The organism is Bacillus sp. DHT2, from assembly GCF_026241455.1.
Taxonomy (GTDB): Bacteria; Bacillota; Bacilli; order Bacillales; family Bacillaceae_G; genus Bacillus_A; species Bacillus_A pseudomycoides.
The window spans coordinates 235,272-255,427 of record NZ_JAPHWH010000003.1 but is presented as its reverse complement, the minus strand read 5'-3'; the positions used below and the strand labels follow the sequence as shown (position 1 = coordinate 255,427).

The following is a 20,156-nucleotide window of genomic DNA, read 5'->3' as shown; positions in this document are numbered from 1 at the left end:
TCACTATACGATTCACATAGTTGAAGAATATAGCATATGACCTTTTTCTACATGATCAAAAAATTCCCTGCTATTATGCTAGAGGGGGGAGAATTCAATTGTTTGTCTTTTTTCTTATTTTTCACCTGGATTATGGAATGGAAAAATATTATGTAATTCAAGTAAAAGTCGTCCTGTACGTTCTACGTTCATTGGATTTCCACTTTGCGCTGTATATTCCTCTAGTCTCCAAGAGGGTAGCTCTTCTCCTTCATTTGGTAAATCATAATCTCCACCGCATGGATCAGATAGACGATATAGAATCTCGTTAATAGCTGATCTAGCTATCCAGTACGCAAACAATCCTATCTTTTCAGGCGAGATTCCTGCTTGCACCATTTCTTTTATAATCAAATCGTCTGAAGCGGGAGTTGCTTGTTCATTAGCACGTTCATTAGAGCGTTGAACCCAACCTTCACTGTCATATAAATACATATCTAATATTTCTTGCAAGGGTCTTAAAAAACGAAAGCTAGCAAGAACAGCTTCATTACCTTCTATCTCATCCTTAGCCCAATATTCCGGAGACTGTACACCGAATTCTTTTAATATTTGGGTTACATTTTCTTTCGTAGGTTCTTTTTTTAACTCTTCTAAAAGGGGGATTAAATGATCCTTCATATCATTCATATGGTCTCTCCTTTGTTTGTATTTTCTGGTAATCCTGTATTCATTATAATATTAAAAATTAAGATTCGGTTAAAACAGTAACAGTAATTCCTGCAAAAACTTTTGCAACTACTTGGCTGCAAAGGGAACGAGTTATTGTTAGCTTCGTGACAATAGGGTACTACTAAATAAGAAGAAACAGCTTGTTTACATACGAATGTTAGATTGGGGATGCTGAAAAATTTTGGAGGGACAACAATGACTACTCTTCGTAAAAAGATGATGGGACTAACATTAGCGGGAACGGTAGCACTAGGTTCGTTAGGTGCAGGAAGCATGATGAACGATAACGAGGTAAAAGCTGAGGCGAAAAAAGCAGGACAACAACCCAAAAATGTCATTATGATGGTTATGGATGGGACAAGCTCTTCAGCCACAACATTGGCTCGATGGTATAAAGGTGCACCTCTTGCACTAGATCAAATCGTATCAGGAGGTGTTCGTACTTATTCGGCAGAATCAGCTATTACCGATTCAGCGCCAGCAGCAACAGCTTTAGCGACAGGAAATAAATCAAATTCAAGCTACGTGGGCGTATTACCTTCTGTTGTGAATTCACCTGGCTTAGAACAAATCAAAGAAGAAGACAAGTGTCGTCCAGTTGCCAACGTCTTAGAAGGAGCAGAACGTTCCGGCCGCGCAACAGGAATCATTGCTACATCGGAAATTCAGCATGCTACTCCGGCTGGTTTTTCTGCTCACCATGTTATTCGCAAAAATTTTGAGGTGATTGGTGAGCAGCAAGTGTATCAAAATATAGAAGTCGTGTTAGGCGGGGGAAAGGCAGTACTTCAGCCTGCGGCAAGCAGTGGAATCCGGCAAGACAACGAAGATTTAATAAAAGTGATTCAAGACAAAGGGTACGACTTTGTGGAAACAAAGGATGCCCTGTTAAACTCCAAATCCGATAAAATTTGGGGCTCGTTCTCAAATGCTGCACTTGCGTTCGATATGGATCGTGAAGCGACCAACCCGGAGCAGCCAACACTTTCCCAAATGACGAGAAAAGCAATTCAAACATTATCAAAAGATAAAGATGGTTTCTTCTTATTTGTAGAAGGCAGTAAGCCAGATTGGGCAGCACATGCCAATGATCCAATCGGGATGATTAGCGATGTATTGGCATTTGATGCTGCAGTTGCAGAAGCGTTACAGTTTGCGAAAAAAGATGGGAACACGATGGTCATTGCTTTAGCGGATCATGGTAATAGCGGTATTTCCATTGGGAACAGCAATACTACAAAAGGATATGATACCACACCGGTATCTGCCTACATTGCTCCACTGAAAAAGGCAAAAATGACACTTGAAGGTGCTACAAATAAACTAAAAGATGATTTATCTAATATAAAAGAGGTAGCTGCACTTTACGGTTTAGATAACCTAACTGATGATGAAAAAGAAAAGTTAAAAGCTGCACAAAAGAAAGCCGATGTAGGTCCAATCCTTACTAAATTATTGGCCAACCGTGCGAACATCGGTTTTACAACAGGTGGTCATACGGGTGAAGATGTATTCTTATACTCTTACGGCCCCGGGAAGCCATACGGTTTCGTCCAAAATACGGACATTGCGAAGACAATGGCCAAAGCAATGGGTTTTCACTTAGGAGAATTAACAAACAAATTATTCTTAGATGCTGAAATAGCCTTTAAACAAATTGGTGCAACTGTAACGATTGACAAAAAAGATGTAGCAAACCCGGTGCTTGTAGTAAAACACAATAAAGCGAAGGCTCAATTGTTTGTTAATAAAAATATGATCCGTATCGATGGAAAAGATTATGAATTAGGAAGCGTCGTTGTAGAAAGCAATGGAAAATTCTATGTACCTGAAAAAGCAATTCATCTATTCACAAAGCATTCTCGCTAAACTAAAAAAGAATCAAAAAGGCTTGCCAACCACTTAGCCTAGTTAGGCTAAGTGGTTGGCAATTTTCTTGATATTCTGTGCGGCAGCTATAAAGTGAAACTTTAATTGGTGGGGGTTTTTTCCATCCCCCACTGATTATTAGTTGAACCAATCGGGCTTTTACGGACAGTTCATCTCCCACCTAACTTCTTCGCTTCCGCTGAATTTTGAGGTGGGAGTGTTACTGTCCGTTAATGCGGGATAAATCCAGTTGATTGGAAAACGAGAAAGGAAGAATTGCAAGAGAAATTGCCTTTTTCATTTCCTATTATTTTAGGATTAGATGCTTCAGGTATTGTAGTGAAAGTAGGTACAAATATAACAAAATATAAGCCTGGTGATGAAGTGTATACAAAACTAGCGAATGTTATCATTCACAGCTAAGTATTCTTCATACTGATTCACCCTATGAGTCCCCACTATCGAATGAATCAGTATGGCTTGCTGCATTGGAACTATCGCTGCTAGTTCCTGAATCATGATCGATATTTGAATTTTCACTGGCACTTTTCATAGCTGCAGCAAGAAAAGATGTTGTCATCACTGCATTCATCCAATCTGCTTCAGCATCTTTGGTAGTTATGTTTGAGTCTTTATGTCCTGCTGTATCTGTTATTGAAGAATGTTTATTTAGTTCTTTTTCAACAGAACGACGATTATTCATTTGTTTTCCGAAAATCTTCATGAGTACTAATAAGATGAAACAGACTATGGATATTATTAGGATAAACAAAATGAAGTATAAAGATAAATTCAATATCTCTGTCATATATATACCTTCCTTTCTTACGGGAGAGTTAATGCGTTAAATTCTTCCTGAAGTTTCGTATTTATCATAGGTACATTTCCTCTTTGAAATCCATTGTAAGGACTGAACTACATTATGTCCACATAACTATACTGGTTCCAATTGCACATAGACCTACTATTCTAGTTTTATTTGTAAACATTTGGTATAATGTTATACTGGTATTATGATATTTTCATCTTCAGATTTGTACATAATAGTTCATTACTCATGAAAGAAAAGAGGTCCAAAATGATGAGTACGAAAAAAACAGTAGCAATATCCACACTAGCTTTAGCAATGATAACAGGAGCTGACACCATTAATGCTGAAGTTCCTGATACCGTCAAAATACACAATTCTATCAAACAACATGCAGAAGAGAAGTTATCCGAACTAAAGCAGGCGAAACAAAATGCAGAAGAGAGAGCATCTGAATTAAAACAGGCGAAGCAAAATGCGGAAGAGAAAGTATCAGAATTAAAACAGACGAAGCAAAGCGCAGAAGAGAAAGTAGCAGAATTAAAACAGACGAAGCAAAGCGCAGAAGAGAAAGTAGCAGAATTAAAACAAACGAAGCAAAATGCAGAAGAGAAAGTATCAGAATTAAAACAGACGAAGCAAAATGCAGAAGAGAAAGTATCAGAATTAAAACAGACGAAGCAAAATGCAGAAGAGAAAGTATCAGAATTAAAACAGACGAAGCAAAATGCAGAAGAGAAAGTATCAGAATTAAAGCAGATCAAGCAAAATGCAGAAGAGAAATTAACTGAATTAAAACAGACGAAACAAAATGCAGAAGAGAAGTTATCAGAATTAAAGCAGATCAAGCAAGATGCAGAAGAGAAATTAACTGAATTAACACAGACGAAACAAAATGCAGAAGAGAAAGTATCTGAGTTAAAACAGATCAAGCAAACTATAGAAAATAAATTAACTGAATTAACACGTACGAAGCAAACTATAGAAGAAAAAGTATCTGAGTTAAAACAGATCAAGCAAACTATAGAAAATAAATTAACTGAATTAACACGTACGAAGCAAAATGTAGAAGAAGAGAAAGTATCTGAATTGAAACAGACGAAGCAAACTATAGAAAATAAATTAACTGAATTAACACGTACGAAGCAAAATGTAGAAGAGAAAATAGCTGAATTAACACAGACAAAGCAAAATGTAGAAAAGAAAGTATCTGAATTAACACAGACGAAACAAACTAACACTCCTCTTAAAATGAAAAACGATAACAGGGAACTTCCTAACGCCGGAGGTACAGAATCCAATACAATGCCTTTAGGGATGTTATCGATTTTAGGTGGAATTATATTAATAGTGCGAAATAGAATTAAAAATACATTTCAATAGAATTCAACTAATAGTCTGAATTCTACAATGTATACAAAAATTGTTACGGCGTATAATGAAGTATAATCTTTCAAATGAGGTGAAGTAGATGACTTTCCGTATTGTTCGAAGTAACTAGTTTTCGGGCTGGAAAAAACGCGTACCAGCCATCAAGGGAGAAGTCTGTCCTTTTTCGGAAATATAAGCTTTGAATCCGTTGCGGTAGTCACTGTTCTTATCAAACTAAGGCACTGGACTATTTCGTTAACAAGTCTCAAAAACTTAGTTTTTACACTCTTTTGGAAGGTGGATACACAAAATGAATGAATTAGATTACAAAAATTTTTATGATAAAGTCGGAAGATCAAACGGTTGGGATTTTAGTAAACTGAAATACGTAACAGAAGGTGCTACGTGGGAGTTTTATGAAGAAGTCATAGAGAGATGCAAATCCTCAGATGTTTTGCTAGATATTGGTACAGGCGGGGGAGAGAATGTATTAAGAATTGCACCGGCAGCCTTATTCATGATTGGGATTGATAATTCAAGTGGAATGATAGAAACAGCACAGTCTAATTTGGAAAAAGCAAGTGTATCAAACGTTAGATTTTTCAAAATGGAGTCCGAAAGCTTGATGTTTCCACATTCTTTTTTTGACATTGTGTCTTGTTGTCATGCGCCTTTTGTTGCAGCAGAAGTAGCAAAAGTAATAAAAAAGGGTGGTATCTTTTTGACGCAGCAAGTCAGCGAACATGATAAATGGAACTTAAAAGCAGCGTTTGGAAGAGGACAATGCTTAGGGGAAAAAGACGGCACATTAAAAGAAAAGTATGTTCGAGAGTTGAAGTCTGCAGGCTTTACTGATGTGCAAATATTAGAATATGATGCGATTGATTATTACCAAACACCTGAAGACCTCCTATTCCTATTAAAACACACACCTATCATACCAAGATTTGGTGAAGAGAAAGAGGACTTTGGCATTTTGGAAAAATTCATCATAACAAACAAAACGGAAAAAGGGATTCGCACAAATTCAAAACGGTTTATGATAATCGCTAATAAATCTTAATTTTTTTACATGAATAAAAGTGTTCAATATAAATGATAAAAGCCGATTTCCGTAGTGTATAGGAGAACGGCTTTTTTTGCGTGGTACCTGTTATTGTCTTGTAGTTGAAAATCTTCATTCAATCAATTTCACTAAACGAATTTATACATAAGAATATCATCTACATATTCATTATCAGTCATTTTAAACTCTTTAATTTTACGACCTTCTTCAATGAAGCCCATCTTTTTGTACAACGATATTGCACTATGATTTGTTGAGAAAACTCCTAAACTTACTTTTTCAATGAGAGGATTTTTCTCTGTCCAGTCTAATAAAGCTTGTAGTAGCATTGTTCCAATTCCGAGTCCTCTGTAATTTTTACTAATCATGATTCCAAAGGAGCCTGTATGAGACAATCGTTTTTTATTTTCGGTAAGAAATACGATCCAACCAACAACTTCACCATCTTTTTCAGCAACAAGTAATGTTTCTCTTTCATTCTCCAATACGCCTTGTACCCATTCTTTTTGCTCGGATGACGTTTTATTAAATTCTTCGGATAACGAAATGAGAAACTTGCCTTCGGAAACAACGGATTTCTGTATGTCTAAAATGGCCTCGGAATCTTCTATTTTTCCAGTACGAATCATGTAACTAACAGTATCTTTTGAAATTGGCAATGATATACCTCCCTTATAAAATATTTTGTTAATATTCTATCTTTCTTTTATAATCTCCTACTTAAACGAAAATGCTCCGTTTCTTTTAGAAGGAAGTTTTCATTTATTGGCGTATGTATTAAGTTGTCACGGGGTTCCAGAAACCTTGGCGATGGAAAGGATTAGAAGCATCGGGTTTGGTATTTACTTATATAAGGAAGTGGGGAAGTCTATGATTCATAAAGTTGGTCAAATTATGTTGTATGTAAATAACCAAGATGAGGCAGTGGATTTTTGGACAGAAAAAGTAGGGTTTCGTGTAGTTGCTGAAGAAAATAACGGTCAAGGAATGAGATGGATTGAAATTGCTCCAACAAAGGGCGCAGAAACAAGCATCATTTTGCATAATAAGGAATTCGTTGCTAAAATGTCACCTGGATTAAATCTCGGTACACCTTCTTTAATGTTTTTTTCGGAAAATCTCGATGAATTACGTAGCACCTTATTAAATAAAAATATCACAGTCGGAGAAATTGTAAATATGCCTTCAGGTAGAGTGTTTAATTTTGCGGATCATGAAGAGAATTACTTTGCTGTGATGGAGAAGAAATAAATAGAAAAACCCCCTGCTTTTTGTTCAAAAAGCAGGGGGTTTTTCTATGTTTCATAATCGGATTTATTTTCAAAATGCTTTCATTTTACTATGTTTTCAGATAAAACGAATCCCCATACAATGATATTTGTAATTACTAAGCTCTTTCCACATATGTATTCGCTCCTAATCTGTTGAAGTTCTATAGTTCTTCTTGATGATATCTCGCATGTCTCTGATAAAGAATAGAAGGAACATTATACCTATGATGCCACTAATCCAAAAATATGTATTTCCGGTTGTGAATTTGTCATAGAAGGTATAGGCATTCCAAGTTATAAGGATTACTGAACATATAGTAGAGGTTACTAATGAACCTAAACTTCTCATAATTGTCACCTCGATTCAAAACGTTGTAATTTTATACAATTATACATATAAATAAAAGGATTTAGAATTAGTCAGGTTACAGTAACTGGGATAATTGCTAGAAAAATATGCTTAACGTTGTAAAAGCACAAAATCTTGACGCTACCCCATGTCCATCAACCTAGCAGAATAGATCGCTCCAAAAACGATAAAAATGAGCTTCATTGCTATAAAAGACAAAAAATTTTTGTTCTGAGGTCATTATAAAATTTTAACTTGATGGCGATGGGTGCTACCCCTAGTAAGCCTTTTTATCTTGTATATGTTGAAGATCTTTCAAGTGAAAATAACCTAAATCTCGGATACATAAATCATTCGCTGTCACAGTTGGGACACACAGAGAACCATAGGTTCTATCATGTTGTTTACCTGGACCCGTATGAATATGTAGGAACTGTCCACTTAATAGATCATACTCAAGCTGAAATTTCACCCCCGCCGTATGGCCGCATCCTCCTGCACCTTAGTTGAAGATAACTTTTGGTTGAGAAGTTCCGCTAACACATGTTGTAGAAATTGCACGGCTGTGGCATTAAATCGTTGATTCAGTCCTTCAGGACTGATGAGCACTTCTGTTGATGCTTCTAAACAGCTACATAACTGAGTTAAAGAGGTTTTAGCAACATTTTGACTAATCCATACACATAAAGCTACTAAATCTTGTGCTTGGTACTTACTGGTTCGTTGTACAAAACCAACATCTCTAGCAAGATTTCGTAAGAAATTTGGAGATAAGAAGTTTTGAATTTCTTGAGCAAATAGTTGTAATTCATCAGATACAGAAATAGACATACAAAAACGCCATCCTCTCGTTTTGAACTTATACCGAAAGAATAGCGTTTTTTTCCACTTTTAAATAGTCTATTAAGAGTTGTTTCTTGAAACGAATATATGACTTATTTGGTAAACGATAGGATATAAGAAAACCAGAAAGATTAACGGTTTATTATGCATATTGCTAAAATTCCATGTTCCTTCTGATAAAAATAAAGTACCTAAAGATGTCAATTTTCTCGTTTTGGGGTATTTGTTTTTCTAAGCTTGATGGGCATGGCGTGCTACCCCTTAAAGAATTTTTGCATTTCCGGATTGTTTGGGAAGATTTGATCAGCTGAGCAACATAAAAATATACAAGAAATAGAAAATTGGGGTTAAACCGATGATAATATGTCCTATAAGGTTGATTCTCCAATGAATGTTTCTGACTCTATTCTTTCCTAACAGAAAAGTTATAACTAACACCGTTATAAGTGGACAGAAAAAAGAAATGGTGTCCCAAGGGCTGATTCTTTCAAAAATAATCCGATTTAATAATGGCAATAACAGAATAAAATTAATGATTAATAGAAGATATCCTATTACGATTCTCATTTTTTACCAACCTTTACATTTTTATCTTAATTTTAACGTTCTTCTGATGATTACAAAAGAAGCTTCTTTCTTGTCCGTGACAAAATATGAAAGCCACCAAGCTTATTTTACTTGATGGCTTTCATTTTCTTTTGTTTATTAAAGAATTTTTGCATTTCAGGACTATTTGGGAATATCTCTTCAGCTTTATAAGAATGAAAATCTACTGGCTGGATCCGTTGTCGTTGTTTTAATTTTTCTTCGCCACGCATTACTCTAAGTACGTGCTAAACAGATTTAGGAAATTCGCTTATTTGAATTTTAGTCATAATACCAACACCTCATTATATAAATCATTACAAATAAATTGTAGTTCCTTTTTCACGATTACTGGTCAAATCTCTTTACAATCCTCAAACCGAACATCGTAGTGAAAAACAAAACTACCATTACGTAGCCTAGAACGTAATCTACTCGTATCATTGAATCCTTATTGGGAATATATAAAGCAAATAGTATTACAGAGGTAGCACCACATTCCCATCAACTTAAGAATTTTATAACGCCCCAAAACAAAAGAATTGTATATCTTCATCTGGAGGTGTCAATATTGAGAAACCTCGCAGTTGCTTTTTTACGTTTTTTAAGAAGCAGAATGACATTCCTCAATTCAAATCTAAAAAGAATAAAGTTCAATCTTACACAATAAAACAAATAGAAATATTGCTATTGTTGAAAAAATCATGTTAATAAAACCCGGTCTCGTTACATTTGCAAAAAGCTAACGGGATTATGTTATTATTTTAGTAATTTACACAAGAGATAATTTCTTTTAAAGTAAATACGAAAATATATTTTAAATAGAATGGATGGATCTTGACATATATGAAAAATAATTCTCTTAAAGTCACCTTCGATAATTTGGAAGAGTTTGCTGATATAATCAGTGAGATTCTGCAATGCCCTATTACAGTAGAAGATGTAAATCATCGTCTCCTTGCATATAGTACCCATGACGAAAGAACAGACTCTGCAAGAATTGCAACTATTATGGGTAGGCGTGTACCTGAAAAAGTAATTAATAACTTATGGAAAGAGGGGATTATTCCTACTCTTTTAAAAAGTCGTGAACCTATTCACGTAAAAAAGATAGATAATATTGGCCTCGGTGACAGAGTTGCGATTTCCATTTGGAATAAAGAGGACGTACTGGGATTCATTTGGGCTTTAGAAATCAAGCGCTCTTTAACTGAACAAGATTATGCCTTGCTGAAAAAATCTGCTGAAGCTGTAAAAAGTAAGCTTCTTCAGCTCCAAACCAGAAAAAATAAAAAGGACGAACGTTCACAAGAATTTTTTTGGAAGCTACTAACTAATCATATACAAACAAATGAGGAAATTATTGAAAACTTTCAGGTACTTCATATTACGCCGGCTTCCTTATTTAACGTTGTCGTATTTCATTTTGAACAAGAAATTACGAGTGAAAAAGAAAAACAAATTTCTTATTTGTTAAAAACAAGCGAACATTTGAAAATTCTACTTTATACAATTGATCGTAACAAGTTAATTCTTCTTACTTCGTTAGATAATCTCAGTCAACCTTCTCATGAAATTAACAATTTCGTCGAAAGATTTGTTAACACGATGGAAAAGCGATATGAAATTAAATCTATCAAACCAGCGTTCAGCAGTGTATATAGTGATTATCAAAAAATCAGTAAAGCTTATAAAGAAACATTAATCGTATTATCTATAAAGGAAAAATTCCCTTCCGACACAGCTAATATTCATGGCTATCAAAACATGGGGATTTATCAATTAATTGACCTTCTACTTGAGCAAAGAAAGCAGGAGGAGTATGAAAACCAAGCATTGCAGAAGCTCCATAAGTATGATTGTAAATATAATAGTAATCTTGTTGAAACGTTGGAAATATTTTTAAACAATGACAGTAATACCAGCGAAGTAGCTAAAGTTTTAAATATTCACGTCAATACACTAAGCTATAGACTTAAAAGAATCTGTGAAATCAGTGAAATCGATTTAAAAGATCCGAATCAAAAAATGGTTCTATACTTGGATCTTAAGTTACAAAAATTCATGTAGCAGCATCCTTTTGTGAAATTCCACAAAAGGATGCTGCTTTTTTCTTTTTTCTACACGATGAGAAAAAAGAAAAAAGCACTTTATAATTATATCGCAACAAAATAACTCAAAAATTTTTAAGTTACATCATATGTATTGTTAGCTAAAAGTGATTGGAGATATCATACACACTTATGCATGTATGTATGTTGATATAGAGATTTATCAAGAAAGGGATTTGATTCATGAGAAATTTTTGTAATACCAAAAAAATAATAATTACAATAGTAGCAATTGTTGCAATAGCAGTTGGTTATTATATGTTTCAATCGATTAATTCACCTGCAAAAGCTGTGGCTAAGCAAGAAAATACTGTACAGCTAGCAAGTGAACAACCAAAAATTAAAATAAAAAAAGCAAAACCAACCCATTTTAATGGTAAGGAGAGAAAGGTTGTTTATCTTACTTTCGATGATGGACCAGGTAAATATACGGCTGATTTGTTAAACATCTTAAAAGAAAATGATGTGAAAGCAACATTTTTCTTAATTGGCGAAAATGTAAAACAGTTTCCAGAGTTGGTGAAACGTGAAAAGGAAGAAGGGCATTATGTGGGCATGCATAGTATGACACATGATTTTAAAAAATTATATACAAGTGGCGAATATGTAAATGAAATGAAAGAAGATCAAGGTTTAATAGCAAATCTTATTAAAGAATCCCCAAAACTAACTCGTCCTCCATATGGATCCATGCCAGGATTAAATGAAGCACTTCGAAATAGAACAGTAGAAGCTAATTTAAAAGTATGGGATTGGACTATTGACTCTTTAGATTGGAAGTATAATAAGATGCCAGTTGATGCCGCTTCATCTCAGATTGTTCAAAATGTCCTAACAAATGCAAACCAGTCCAAAGAAGTGATTCTAATGCACGATATTCATCCACAATCTGTTGCTGCTGTACCAGCTATTATAAAAGGATTAAAAGAAAAAGGATATGAGTTTGAAGCGTATTATGAAGACGAGCATTTTTCAGTGAATTTTTGGCATGATAAACGTATATAACATCATAGGAGGAATTAACATTGATTTATAGGAAAATGGTATTAATAGGAATCTTATCAATTGGATTTCTAGGTGGTTGTTTGGGGGCAAAACCCGAAGATCAATTATATGTAGCTTTTGAAAATGCAGCAAATCAAGAAAAAGCATTATTTGATAATGTAAAAACATTTGAGCAGTTAGAAACAAAAGAACAGGAATTGTATAATCAAATTATACAAGAAGGGAAAGAGCAAAATGAGGGAGTAATACAAAAAATAGAGCAAGCCATTGCAACTGTAAATGAACGTGAAAAATTGTTAAAAGATGAAAAGGATGTATTAGAAAAAGCCCAAAAAGAAACCGCATCAGTTCATAGTTATATAGATAAAATTGAGGACAAAAAGTTAAAAAATCAAGCGGAAAAAGTAGAAGAAGTTTATAAAAATCGCTATGAAGTTTTTCAAAAAATAAATAATAGTTATAAAGAGGAATTAATAGCTGAAAAAGAACTTTATGAAAAGTTAAAAGGTAAAGAAACAAAACTAAAAGAGATTGGTGAGAAAGTTAAAACTATCAATACATTAAACGAGGAAACGCTAAAAGAAAAAGAAAAATTCAATCAATATACTAAAGAGTATAATGAGGAAAAACTAAAATTCTATGAAGACGCGAAGATTAAAATAAAAGAGAAAAAGTAAGAAAAATAATTATCAATTTAAGTATCTTGCCTCCTCATCCCTAAAGACAAATCAAAGTTCTAAATAGCATTTCGTTTAAAGGAGGTTTTTCATGAGCTATGATACTGTTTCATCTTTACAACGCATGCAACGACTACAGCAAGCAGCAACAGGACAAAAAGATGTTTTAAAACGAGTAAATTCAGGTTTGGAAATTGTAATGTTTATTACGGGATTATTCTTAGCTCTCTCGACTTTCACATTATCTTTCTGGATATATTTCTTTTATTTTTTAATAAAGGAATATACTGCTAAAACATATCTAGTAAAAAACATGGATACTGGTGAAAAATTTCGAGTTGATAAACAAGAATTTAAACAATACAAAAAAGTGTTCAGAGCGAAAGAGGTAGCAATGGAATTGATTAGTTAGTAGCTTTAATAAGTAAAAGTAATAGGACTTTAAACGTAAGAATATAGGGGTAATAATTCTTTTTTGTGGTTATTTCCTGACTTAATTTATGAGAATATATTTTGCACATCATATCAAAAAGGAGTCTCTTATGAAATATTTCTCAATATGTTTAGTAATTTTATTTCTAATTGTGGTATTTAGTTGTATTATTTTGGGTTCTCATGCAAATAGCTGAAAGAAAGCGCCCTTGAGGATGTCTTTTTTTATAGAATCGATGAACAGACACAATATAAAAAATAATTAATCAAATAATTAAAAACGAGAAAACGTTATAATGAAATGGGGGAATCAATTGTTACGTAAAAGACATTTGTATGTGCTTAGTGCTCTCTGCGCCATTATATTAGTTGGATGTAAATCTCAGGTTAAAGAAGCATCTTTAGTAAGTGATATAGGCGAGAAATCTATAGGAATAAAAGACATTGGGGATACACAGATAAATTTAGTAGATCCTACTAGTGGAAAAATAGTCAAACAAATAAATTTAACTTCATTAGGATATTTTCAAGATGAAAATCAATATAAATTAAATATTAAAAAAATCGCTAATGAAATAGGCAAACAGATTGATCAAAAAATGATACCTTCTCGTATGACTAGTGATGGAATATGGAAAGAAGGAAAGCCTTCATATGAATTATTTGAAAAAGAGTTAGTAGAGGATTTAATGGATGTGGGAATGTGGGAACGTTCCCGTTCATTGCCAATTGTTAAGAAACGGCCTATTGCTCAATCAAAAGATGCAAATCGAAATAGCGAAGTAATTGGAAAATATGTGACGGACATAGTTGGCACAGCTAATGGTAAGATAGAAAACATTCGTTTATCGGCAAATACTATTAATGGTGTAATATTAGGAAAAGGTGATCGTTTTTCCTTTAATGCTTTAATAGGAGATACAATACCTGATAAAGGATATCAGCTTGGAAAAGAAATCGTTGCGGGAAAATTAGTAGATGGTTATGGAGGAGGGGTTTGTCAAACTTCTTCTACACTTTATAATGCAGCGGATCAAGCAGGATTAAAAATGATAGAAAGATATAGTCATTCAAAGCCAGTTGGCTATGTACCTATAGGCAGAGATGCAACTATAGCGTATCCTTATTTCGATTTAGTATTTGAAAATACGAATAATGTACTGGTACAGATCTTTATGAAGGTAGAAGGTAATAGATTAACCGCGGAAATACATAGGTTAATCTAAAAGATCTGTTTGGAGAGTTATTCTAATTCCTACCTTCCATTAGGGGTCCTACCGCATGCCCATCAAGTTAAGAAAAACAAATACCCCAAAGCAAAAATGCCATCCCTTCTATTCTCTTTTTTTTACCATCTTATTATCTGAATTGTACTAAAAAAGCATTGTTTTAGGATACAATAGAGTCAAAAGATGAACTATTAGAATAGATCGAATCATTGATATATCTATGTTAATAGAGGGGGGAATTATATGATTCGTGAAGCTGAACCAAAAGACAGTCATGTAATTGGAAATCTATATAAAAAATTAGCACTACATAGTAAAAACATTAAGGTTTTACCAGAAAGAATTGAGCAGATAAGGAATGATTCTAATAATTTCTTATTTGTGTATGAGGAAGATTGTAAAGTTAAAGGAAGTATATTTATGACTTTTTGTCTTGATCCTGGATATCAATTTAGACCATATACCGTTCTAGAGTATGTGATTGTAAATGAAGATTTTCGAGGCAATGGGATAGGTGAAAAGTTACTAAAACATGTAGAACGGCTATCAATTGCAAGGGGATCCACAAGAATTATCCTATTAAGTAGTATAAATAGAATAGAAGCACATAAATTCTTTTCTAAAAATGGTTATAATGGCACTATAAGTAAGGGATTCAAGAAGTATATACCGATTAATTAAGTTTTCGTTATGGGGATAATTCAAAACCTTAGATTAATAGTAATTGTGTGTTTTTTAAATTGGATTTTTTGAGATATAAGCGGAGGGGAAAAGACATGATAAATCAAGCTGAATTACTATGGAAACGTATAATTAATAGAGGTTCAAGCCTTGAAGTGAACTTTCAAAAAACATTAAACCTCCAGCCGGGTGCAAGTGATGAAGATTTTCAGTTAATTGAAACTACACTGGGTATTACACTTCCTAAAGAAATGAAAAGTTTTTACAGGGTGTATAACGGACAAATTTGGGAACCTGGGGTTGAATCTTTTGTAAGAAATTTGGTTCTTTCCCCAACTTCTCAAATTATAGACAATTGGACATTTCTACAGGATGAATTCGATCCAGATGATTTAGAGTCGAATATTGAAAATGAACTTAAACCTGTTCTTTGGAATTCCAAGTGGATTCCAATTGCAGAAAATGGTGGTGGGGATTATCTTTGTATTGATACAGATCCATCAGAATCTGGAGTAGTAGGACAAGTGCTATATTTTTGGCATGATTGGGGAAAACGTTCTGTTGAGGCAAAAGGTTTATTTGAATTCATAGAAATCTGTTTGAAAGAAGATAATAGAATGCAGTGTTCTAATGAAAATTAGAGTTACAAAAGAGGATGTGAATTATTATTTACATCCTTTTTTGTTTTTTAAATTAAATCATCAGAATCGCAACAGTTAGAGCAATAGAATTATAGATGAATTTACATCAACTTAAGAGTTTTAAGTAGACCCTAAACAAAAAAAATTCTTTCTTTACAGCTAGTTATTTATAAGAGCGTCTCTTATTTAATCCTATATTTTGATGCAATTTTGCATATCCTAATAAAGGGAATCTATATACAGAGTGTGATTGAATTATATTAATAACATTAAAGGTAATGAACATGCAGGTTTCCTTTTTTGTTTATTAGTTTCATCAGAAAAGAAGTCAGATCTTTGAAAGACTTTTGTAACATTTATGAAAGGGAATTGAAATATTTATATACTATGATGAATATATCGAAGGTAATTTTATTTCAGTCTGAAGTAAAAAGTATTAGCAATGTATAGTATAATTTCATCTTTTGTATTCATGTAGAGATGATAAAAAAAGGGAGAGATTGCATAAATCTAATTTAAGAAAAACATATGATTATCCAGTAGGTATTTTATTAACTCTTACATCTAAGTAAAAAACAGAAAATCAAGCTCAGCTTCATTATCACTAGCATATAGAGATAACTTTTATTATCCTGGTAGATTCCCATACAGATACGATATTGTTGATCTATATTACTACAATGAACCTGGTCGTACTAAATCTATAGGATTAAATAATTCACAAAAGGCTCAAGTAATTTACAAAATATTTATCATTTAGCATATTCAATTTGATTAAAAACAATAAGATTATAAACCACAGAAAGGTACTCATTCGACACTCATTAGAGTGCCTTTTTTTGTTCAAATTATATCAAAACGTATCATTTTCTTTTTGATATAGTATTCTAGTGTACAGAAATAATATGAAATAGCATATTTTATATTATGTTATATTAATAATGTGTTTTTATGGATTTTATAAATGGAGGAAATGTTATGAACAAGAAATCAAAATTTACCCAAATGATGCTCGGTATTAGTACAGTGGCCTTATCATTTGGAAGTATTCAAACACAAGTATCAGCGGAAGAAAATACACCTTATAATGTGTTACAAAAGAAACCAATTGGGATAGAAACTTCAACCGATGAAATTGCACATTCTACAAAAGCAGACGAAACATTGTCTTATGAAGAACGTTTAAAAGTGAACGATTTTTCACAACGTCCGACTCCGGTCGTGAAACGAGCAGCGGCAAAACAATCTCAGCAAAAGTATTCTGTGGCAGAGCTGAATAGAATGAGTGATGCCGAATTAATTGATACATTGGCAAATGTTAGTTGGGATCAAATCGCAGATTTAGCTCAATTTAATGAAGAAACAAAAGCGTTTTATCAAAATAAAGGGCGAATACAAGTTATTATTGATGAATTAGGTCGCCGCGGAAGCACATTTACAAAAGATGATACAAAAAGAATTGAGACGTTTGTTGAAGTATTATATTGCGGTTTTTATTTAGGCTTTAATAATAAAGAATTAAACTATTTAAATGAGCGAAGCTTCCATGATAAATGTTTACCGGCATTAAAAGCAATTGCAAGAAATCCGAATTTTAAATTTGGTACAGATAAGCAGGATAAAGTGGTATCTGCATACGGTAAATTAATTAGAAATGCTTCTTGTGATGCTGAAACTGTTCAATATGCAGAAAATATACTAAAACAATATAACGATAATATTTCTACATATGTAAGTGACAAGAATAAAGGAGACGCCTTGTATAATCTTATCCAAGGGATTGATGATGATATACAGTCTACAAAGAAAAAAGCGGAAGAAACAATATGGTATGGGAAAATTGATGGTTTCATAAATGAAATCAGTCGAATGGCTCTTCTGAATCAAGTGACAACAGAAAATAGCTGGTTAATTAATAATGGTATTTATTATACTGGTCGTTTAGGGAATTTCCATAGTAATCCAAATAAACCTTTAGAAGTACTTACACAAGCAATGCAAATGTACCCTCGTTTAGGTGAAGCTTATTTTAATGCTGTAGAGCAAATTTCAACAAACTATGGTGGAAAAGATTACAACGGAAATACAGTAGATTTAAAGAAAATCCGTGAAGAAGGCCAACAGCAGTACTTACCAAAAACGTATACATTCGATGACGGTTCTATTGTATTTAAAACAGGAGATAAGGTAACGGAAGAAAAGGTTAAGAGACTATATTGGGCTGCTAAAGAAGTAAAAGCGCAGTATCATCGTGTAATTGGAAAAGATGGAGCGTTAGAATCAGGGAAAGCTGATGATGTACTGACAATCGTCATTTATAATAATCCAGATGAATATAAACGAAATAGCCAACTATATGGATATGATACGAATAATGGTGGCATTTACATTGAAGGAAAAGGAACGTTCTTTACATTTGAGCGTACACCGCAGCAAAGTAGTTATACTTTAGAAGAATTGTTCCGTCATGAATTTACACACTATTTACAGGCAAGATACGAAGTTCCAGGATCATGGGGACAAGGAGAATTATATCAAAATGAACGTATGACTTGGTTTGATGAAGGAAATGCAGAATTCTTTGCGGGATCTACTCGTACGAATAACGTTGTTCCGCGCAAAAGTGTAATTAAAGGATTATCATCTAATCCCGCAGAACGTTATACAGCAGAACGAACATTATTTTCGAAATATGGATCATGGGACTTTTATAACTATTCTTTTGCACTGCAGTCTTACTTATATACTCATCAATTTGAAACTTTCGATAAGATTCAAGATTTAATTCGTGCAAATGATGTGAAGGGTTACGATGCATATCGTGAAGCTTTAAGTAAGGATCCAAATTTAAATAAAGAATACCAAGACTATATGAAGCAGTTAATTGATAATCAAGATACATATAATACTCCACAAGTATCGGATGATTATTTAGCTGAACATGCACCAAAGCCACTAGCTGATGTGAAGAAAGAAATTGTAGATGTAGCAAAGATAAAAGATGCAACAATGACAAAGCATAATTCTCAATTCTTTAATACGTTTACATTAGAAGGAACATATACAGGTGGCGTAACAAAAGGAGAATCTGAGGATTGGAAAACGATGAGCAAGAAAATCAATCAATCTTTAGAACAATTAGCGCAAAAAGAATGGAGCGGCTACAAAACAGTTACAGCGTATTTTGTCAATTATCGTGTGAATGCGAACAATCAATTTGAATACGATGTTGTATTCCATGGTGTTGCAACGGGAGAAGAAGAAAAACAGACGATTAAAGTAAACATGAATGGACCATACAATGAGATGTTAAATGAAAAAGTTGAGTTTCATAGCGATGGTACAGAAAGCACAGGTGGAAAAATTGTTTCTTATCTCTGGGATTTTGGCGATGGTACAACAAGTACAGAAGCAAATCCTACCCATGTATATGGAAAAGAGGGGACATATACTGCAAAGCTAACAGTAAAAGATAATAAAGGAAAAGTGGGCCGAGGACAAACAACGGTTACCGTAAAAAAAGATGAGCCAGCAGGTCATAACTATCAAGAGGCAAAGGTACTTAGTTTTAATAAGCTTTCAAAAGGAAATATGGATAGACCTAATATGGCGTATATGTACACATTCAATGTCACATCTCCAAAAGAAGTAGATATTTCTTTTATAGATGAACAGGGAATTAGAATAAACTGGGATGTGTATCACGAATCGGATTTAGGAAATCCTGTAATCACAGGCCGAGCGGATGGAAATAATATAAAAGGGAAATTTGCAGCGAAACCTGGGAAGTATTACTTAGTTGCATTTTTTGAAGAGGAAAATAGAAAGGGAACATATTCATTATTAGTAAAATAAATTCGTTTAATTATATAACGACGAAGCGTAATGAATAAGAGACTTTTGCTATTCCTTGTTCATCTGTTTAACAAAGAATAATTTAATATTCGAGAAAAAATTGAATGAAATAAAAAAGAATCCCTTAATTCCTTTTGGGATTCTTTTTTTAAAAATTTACTCACACAAATGATCTGCACATCAATTCATCTTTGATATACAGATCATTTGTATGATAATTTTTATAAATAATTGCGGAATAATGAACTTACATAAATGCTTTTAAAAGCTCTTGTACGGCTGGAATTAATCCACCTAAAAATTTTAAAACTGCCATTGCGATTGCCATGTTATTTCCTCCTCTTTTTATGTGTTAAGATGTGGTACATCTTTATGTTTTTATTATAGTAAGCGCTTACATTAATATCAATACATTTTGATATGCAATATTACATATTTATATATAATTTATATATATAATTAAACAAATTAACGATAAAGCTAATAAACATGCAGGTTTCCTTCTTTGTGTGCTAGTTTCATTAGCAAATACGTCAGACCTTTGAAAGACTTTTGTAACATTTATGAAAGAGAAATGAAAGATTTGTTAGCTAGGATGAGGTTGATCTACTAGTAGACGATGCGCGCAAGTGGTAAAACCATTAGTAAAAAT

Annotated in this window: 18 protein-coding genes and 1 pseudogene; 13 read left to right on the top strand and 6 right to left on the bottom strand. The window is 33.3% G+C overall.

The genetic code is table 11. The features are described from left to right. Positions 1 to 114: 114 nt before the first annotated feature. Complete coding sequence (locus tag ORL93_RS10135) at positions 115 to 669, bottom strand: hypothetical protein (protein WP_040119215.1); 555 nt, start codon at positions 667 to 669, stop codon at positions 115 to 117. 237 nt (positions 670 to 906) lie between these two features. Here ORL93_RS10135 and ORL93_RS10130 point away from each other — a divergent pair, with 237 nt between their 5' ends. Together ORL93_RS10130 and ORL93_RS10125 are read left to right on the top strand one after the other, a co-directional pair. Next, positions 907 to 2,580 carry an alkaline phosphatase gene (locus ORL93_RS10130; protein WP_265959001.1) on the top strand — a complete coding sequence of 558 codons (1,674 nt, stop codon included), beginning with the start codon at positions 907 to 909 and terminating at the stop codon, positions 2,578 to 2,580. A gap of 240 nt (positions 2,581 to 2,820) precedes the next feature. Beyond that, complete coding sequence (locus tag ORL93_RS10125; RefSeq protein WP_081623642.1) at positions 2,821 to 3,003, top strand: alcohol dehydrogenase catalytic domain-containing protein; 183 nt, start codon at positions 2,821 to 2,823, stop codon at positions 3,001 to 3,003. Between the two features lie 22 nt (positions 3,004 to 3,025). Here ORL93_RS10125 and ORL93_RS10120 read toward each other — a convergent pair whose 3' ends face one another. After that, complete coding sequence (locus tag ORL93_RS10120) at positions 3,026 to 3,388, bottom strand: hypothetical protein (protein WP_265959000.1); 363 nt, start codon at positions 3,386 to 3,388, stop codon at positions 3,026 to 3,028. 270 nt (positions 3,389 to 3,658) lie between these two features. Between ORL93_RS10120 and ORL93_RS10115 the strand changes: the two genes are divergently transcribed. Together ORL93_RS10115 and ORL93_RS10110 are read left to right on the top strand one after the other, a co-directional pair. Next, positions 3,659 to 4,771 (top strand): LPXTG cell wall anchor domain-containing protein, encoded by a 1,113-nt coding sequence (locus ORL93_RS10115; RefSeq protein ID WP_323055313.1) that lies wholly within the window; start codon positions 3,659 to 3,661, stop codon positions 4,769 to 4,771. Between the two features lie 298 nt (positions 4,772 to 5,069). Beyond that, positions 5,070 to 5,822, top strand: coding sequence for a class I SAM-dependent methyltransferase (locus tag ORL93_RS10110; RefSeq protein ID WP_265958998.1), 753 nt, complete (start codon positions 5,070 to 5,072; stop codon positions 5,820 to 5,822). 131 nt (positions 5,823 to 5,953) lie between these two features. On the opposite strand, the gene ORL93_RS10105 is transcribed toward ORL93_RS10110, so the two are convergent. Then, entirely contained in the window at positions 5,954 to 6,484 is a 531-nt protein-coding gene (locus ORL93_RS10105; protein ID WP_018782966.1) for a GNAT family N-acetyltransferase, read from the bottom strand. 211 nt (positions 6,485 to 6,695) lie between these two features. Between ORL93_RS10105 and ORL93_RS10100 the strand changes: the two genes are divergently transcribed. After that, positions 6,696 to 7,076, top strand: coding sequence for a VOC family protein (locus ORL93_RS10100; RefSeq protein WP_029427695.1), 381 nt, complete (start codon positions 6,696 to 6,698; stop codon positions 7,074 to 7,076). 165 nt (positions 7,077 to 7,241) lie between these two features. Here ORL93_RS10100 and ORL93_RS10095 read toward each other — a convergent pair whose 3' ends face one another. The 3 genes and pseudogenes from ORL93_RS10095 to ORL93_RS10085 form a co-directional block, all read right to left on the bottom strand. Continuing rightward, positions 7,242 to 7,445, bottom strand: coding sequence for a hypothetical protein (locus ORL93_RS10095; protein ID WP_077295241.1), 204 nt, complete (start codon positions 7,443 to 7,445; stop codon positions 7,242 to 7,244). Positions 7,446 to 7,725: 280 nt separating this feature from the next. Further along, positions 7,726 to 8,276: pseudogene (locus tag ORL93_RS10090) on the bottom strand (transposase); the annotation flags it as partial. 686 nt (positions 8,277 to 8,962) lie between these two features. Next, positions 8,963 to 9,106, bottom strand: a complete 144-nt coding sequence (locus ORL93_RS10085; protein WP_018782969.1) for a hypothetical protein — start codon at positions 9,104 to 9,106, stop codon at positions 8,963 to 8,965. 613 nt (positions 9,107 to 9,719) lie between these two features. Between ORL93_RS10085 and ORL93_RS10075 the strand changes: the two genes are divergently transcribed. From ORL93_RS10075 to colA, 8 genes are all read left to right on the top strand, one after another. Beyond that, entirely contained in the window at positions 9,720 to 10,943 is a 1,224-nt protein-coding gene (locus ORL93_RS10075; RefSeq protein ID WP_040119220.1) for a PucR family transcriptional regulator, read from the top strand. 224 nt (positions 10,944 to 11,167) lie between these two features. Next, positions 11,168 to 11,989 (top strand): peptidoglycan-N-acetylglucosamine deacetylase, encoded by an 822-nt coding sequence (locus ORL93_RS10070; RefSeq protein ID WP_265958997.1) that lies wholly within the window; start codon positions 11,168 to 11,170, stop codon positions 11,987 to 11,989. A gap of 20 nt (positions 11,990 to 12,009) precedes the next feature. Next, the gene (locus ORL93_RS10065; protein ID WP_040119222.1) at positions 12,010 to 12,666 is read left to right on the top strand and encodes a YkyA family protein; all 657 of its coding nucleotides are present in this window, start codon (positions 12,010 to 12,012) and stop codon (positions 12,664 to 12,666) included. 91 nt (positions 12,667 to 12,757) lie between these two features. Next, positions 12,758 to 13,078 (top strand): hypothetical protein, encoded by a 321-nt coding sequence (locus ORL93_RS10060; RefSeq protein WP_018782971.1) that lies wholly within the window; start codon positions 12,758 to 12,760, stop codon positions 13,076 to 13,078. 316 nt (positions 13,079 to 13,394) lie between these two features. Then, positions 13,395 to 14,324, top strand: coding sequence for a VanW family protein (locus ORL93_RS10055; RefSeq protein WP_265958996.1), 930 nt, complete (start codon positions 13,395 to 13,397; stop codon positions 14,322 to 14,324). A gap of 246 nt (positions 14,325 to 14,570) precedes the next feature. Then, positions 14,571 to 15,008, top strand: a complete 438-nt coding sequence (locus ORL93_RS10050; RefSeq protein ID WP_040119224.1) for a GNAT family N-acetyltransferase — start codon at positions 14,571 to 14,573, stop codon at positions 15,006 to 15,008. Between the two features lie 95 nt (positions 15,009 to 15,103). After that, a complete protein-coding gene (locus ORL93_RS10045; protein ID WP_003195646.1) occupies positions 15,104 to 15,649 on the top strand; it encodes an SMI1/KNR4 family protein in 546 nt (181 codons plus the stop codon). A gap of 978 nt (positions 15,650 to 16,627) precedes the next feature. Next, on the top strand, positions 16,628 to 19,504 hold the full coding sequence (gene colA / locus ORL93_RS10040) for a collagenase ColA (RefSeq protein WP_040119225.1): 2,877 nt from the start codon (positions 16,628 to 16,630) through the stop codon (positions 19,502 to 19,504). Positions 19,505 to 20,156: the final 652 nt, after the last annotated feature.

What these genes read in the sequence shown, in the direction of transcription:
- ORL93_RS10100 (WP_029427695.1), top strand. Translation starts at nt 6,696, where the DNA reads ATGATTCATAAAGTTGGTCAAATTATGTTGTATGTAAATAACCAAGAT.
- ORL93_RS10135 (WP_040119215.1), bottom strand. Translation starts at nt 669, where the DNA reads ATGAATGATATGAAGGATCATTTAATCCCCCTTTTAGAAGAGTTAAAA.
- ORL93_RS10060 (WP_018782971.1), top strand. Translation starts at nt 12,758, where the DNA reads ATGAGCTATGATACTGTTTCATCTTTACAACGCATGCAACGACTACAG.
- ORL93_RS10110 (WP_265958998.1), top strand. Translation starts at nt 5,070, where the DNA reads ATGAATGAATTAGATTACAAAAATTTTTATGATAAAGTCGGAAGATCA.
- ORL93_RS10115 (WP_323055313.1), top strand. Translation starts at nt 3,659, where the DNA reads ATGATGAGTACGAAAAAAACAGTAGCAATATCCACACTAGCTTTAGCA.
- ORL93_RS10070 (WP_265958997.1), top strand. Translation starts at nt 11,168, where the DNA reads ATGAGAAATTTTTGTAATACCAAAAAAATAATAATTACAATAGTAGCA.
- ORL93_RS10130 (WP_265959001.1), top strand. Translation starts at nt 907, where the DNA reads ATGACTACTCTTCGTAAAAAGATGATGGGACTAACATTAGCGGGAACG.
- ORL93_RS10045 (WP_003195646.1), top strand. Translation starts at nt 15,104, where the DNA reads ATGATAAATCAAGCTGAATTACTATGGAAACGTATAATTAATAGAGGT.
- colA (WP_040119225.1), top strand. Translation starts at nt 16,628, where the DNA reads ATGAACAAGAAATCAAAATTTACCCAAATGATGCTCGGTATTAGTACA.
- ORL93_RS10075 (WP_040119220.1), top strand. Translation starts at nt 9,720, where the DNA reads ATGAAAAATAATTCTCTTAAAGTCACCTTCGATAATTTGGAAGAGTTT.
- ORL93_RS10085 (WP_018782969.1), bottom strand. Translation starts at nt 9,106, where the DNA reads ATGCGTGGCGAAGAAAAATTAAAACAACGACAACGGATCCAGCCAGTA.
- ORL93_RS10050 (WP_040119224.1), top strand. Translation starts at nt 14,571, where the DNA reads ATGATTCGTGAAGCTGAACCAAAAGACAGTCATGTAATTGGAAATCTA.
- ORL93_RS10055 (WP_265958996.1), top strand. Translation starts at nt 13,395, where the DNA reads ATGAAATGGGGGAATCAATTGTTACGTAAAAGACATTTGTATGTGCTT.
- ORL93_RS10120 (WP_265959000.1), bottom strand. Translation starts at nt 3,388, where the DNA reads ATGACAGAGATATTGAATTTATCTTTATACTTCATTTTGTTTATCCTA.
- ORL93_RS10095 (WP_077295241.1), bottom strand. Translation starts at nt 7,445, where the DNA reads ATGAGAAGTTTAGGTTCATTAGTAACCTCTACTATATGTTCAGTAATC.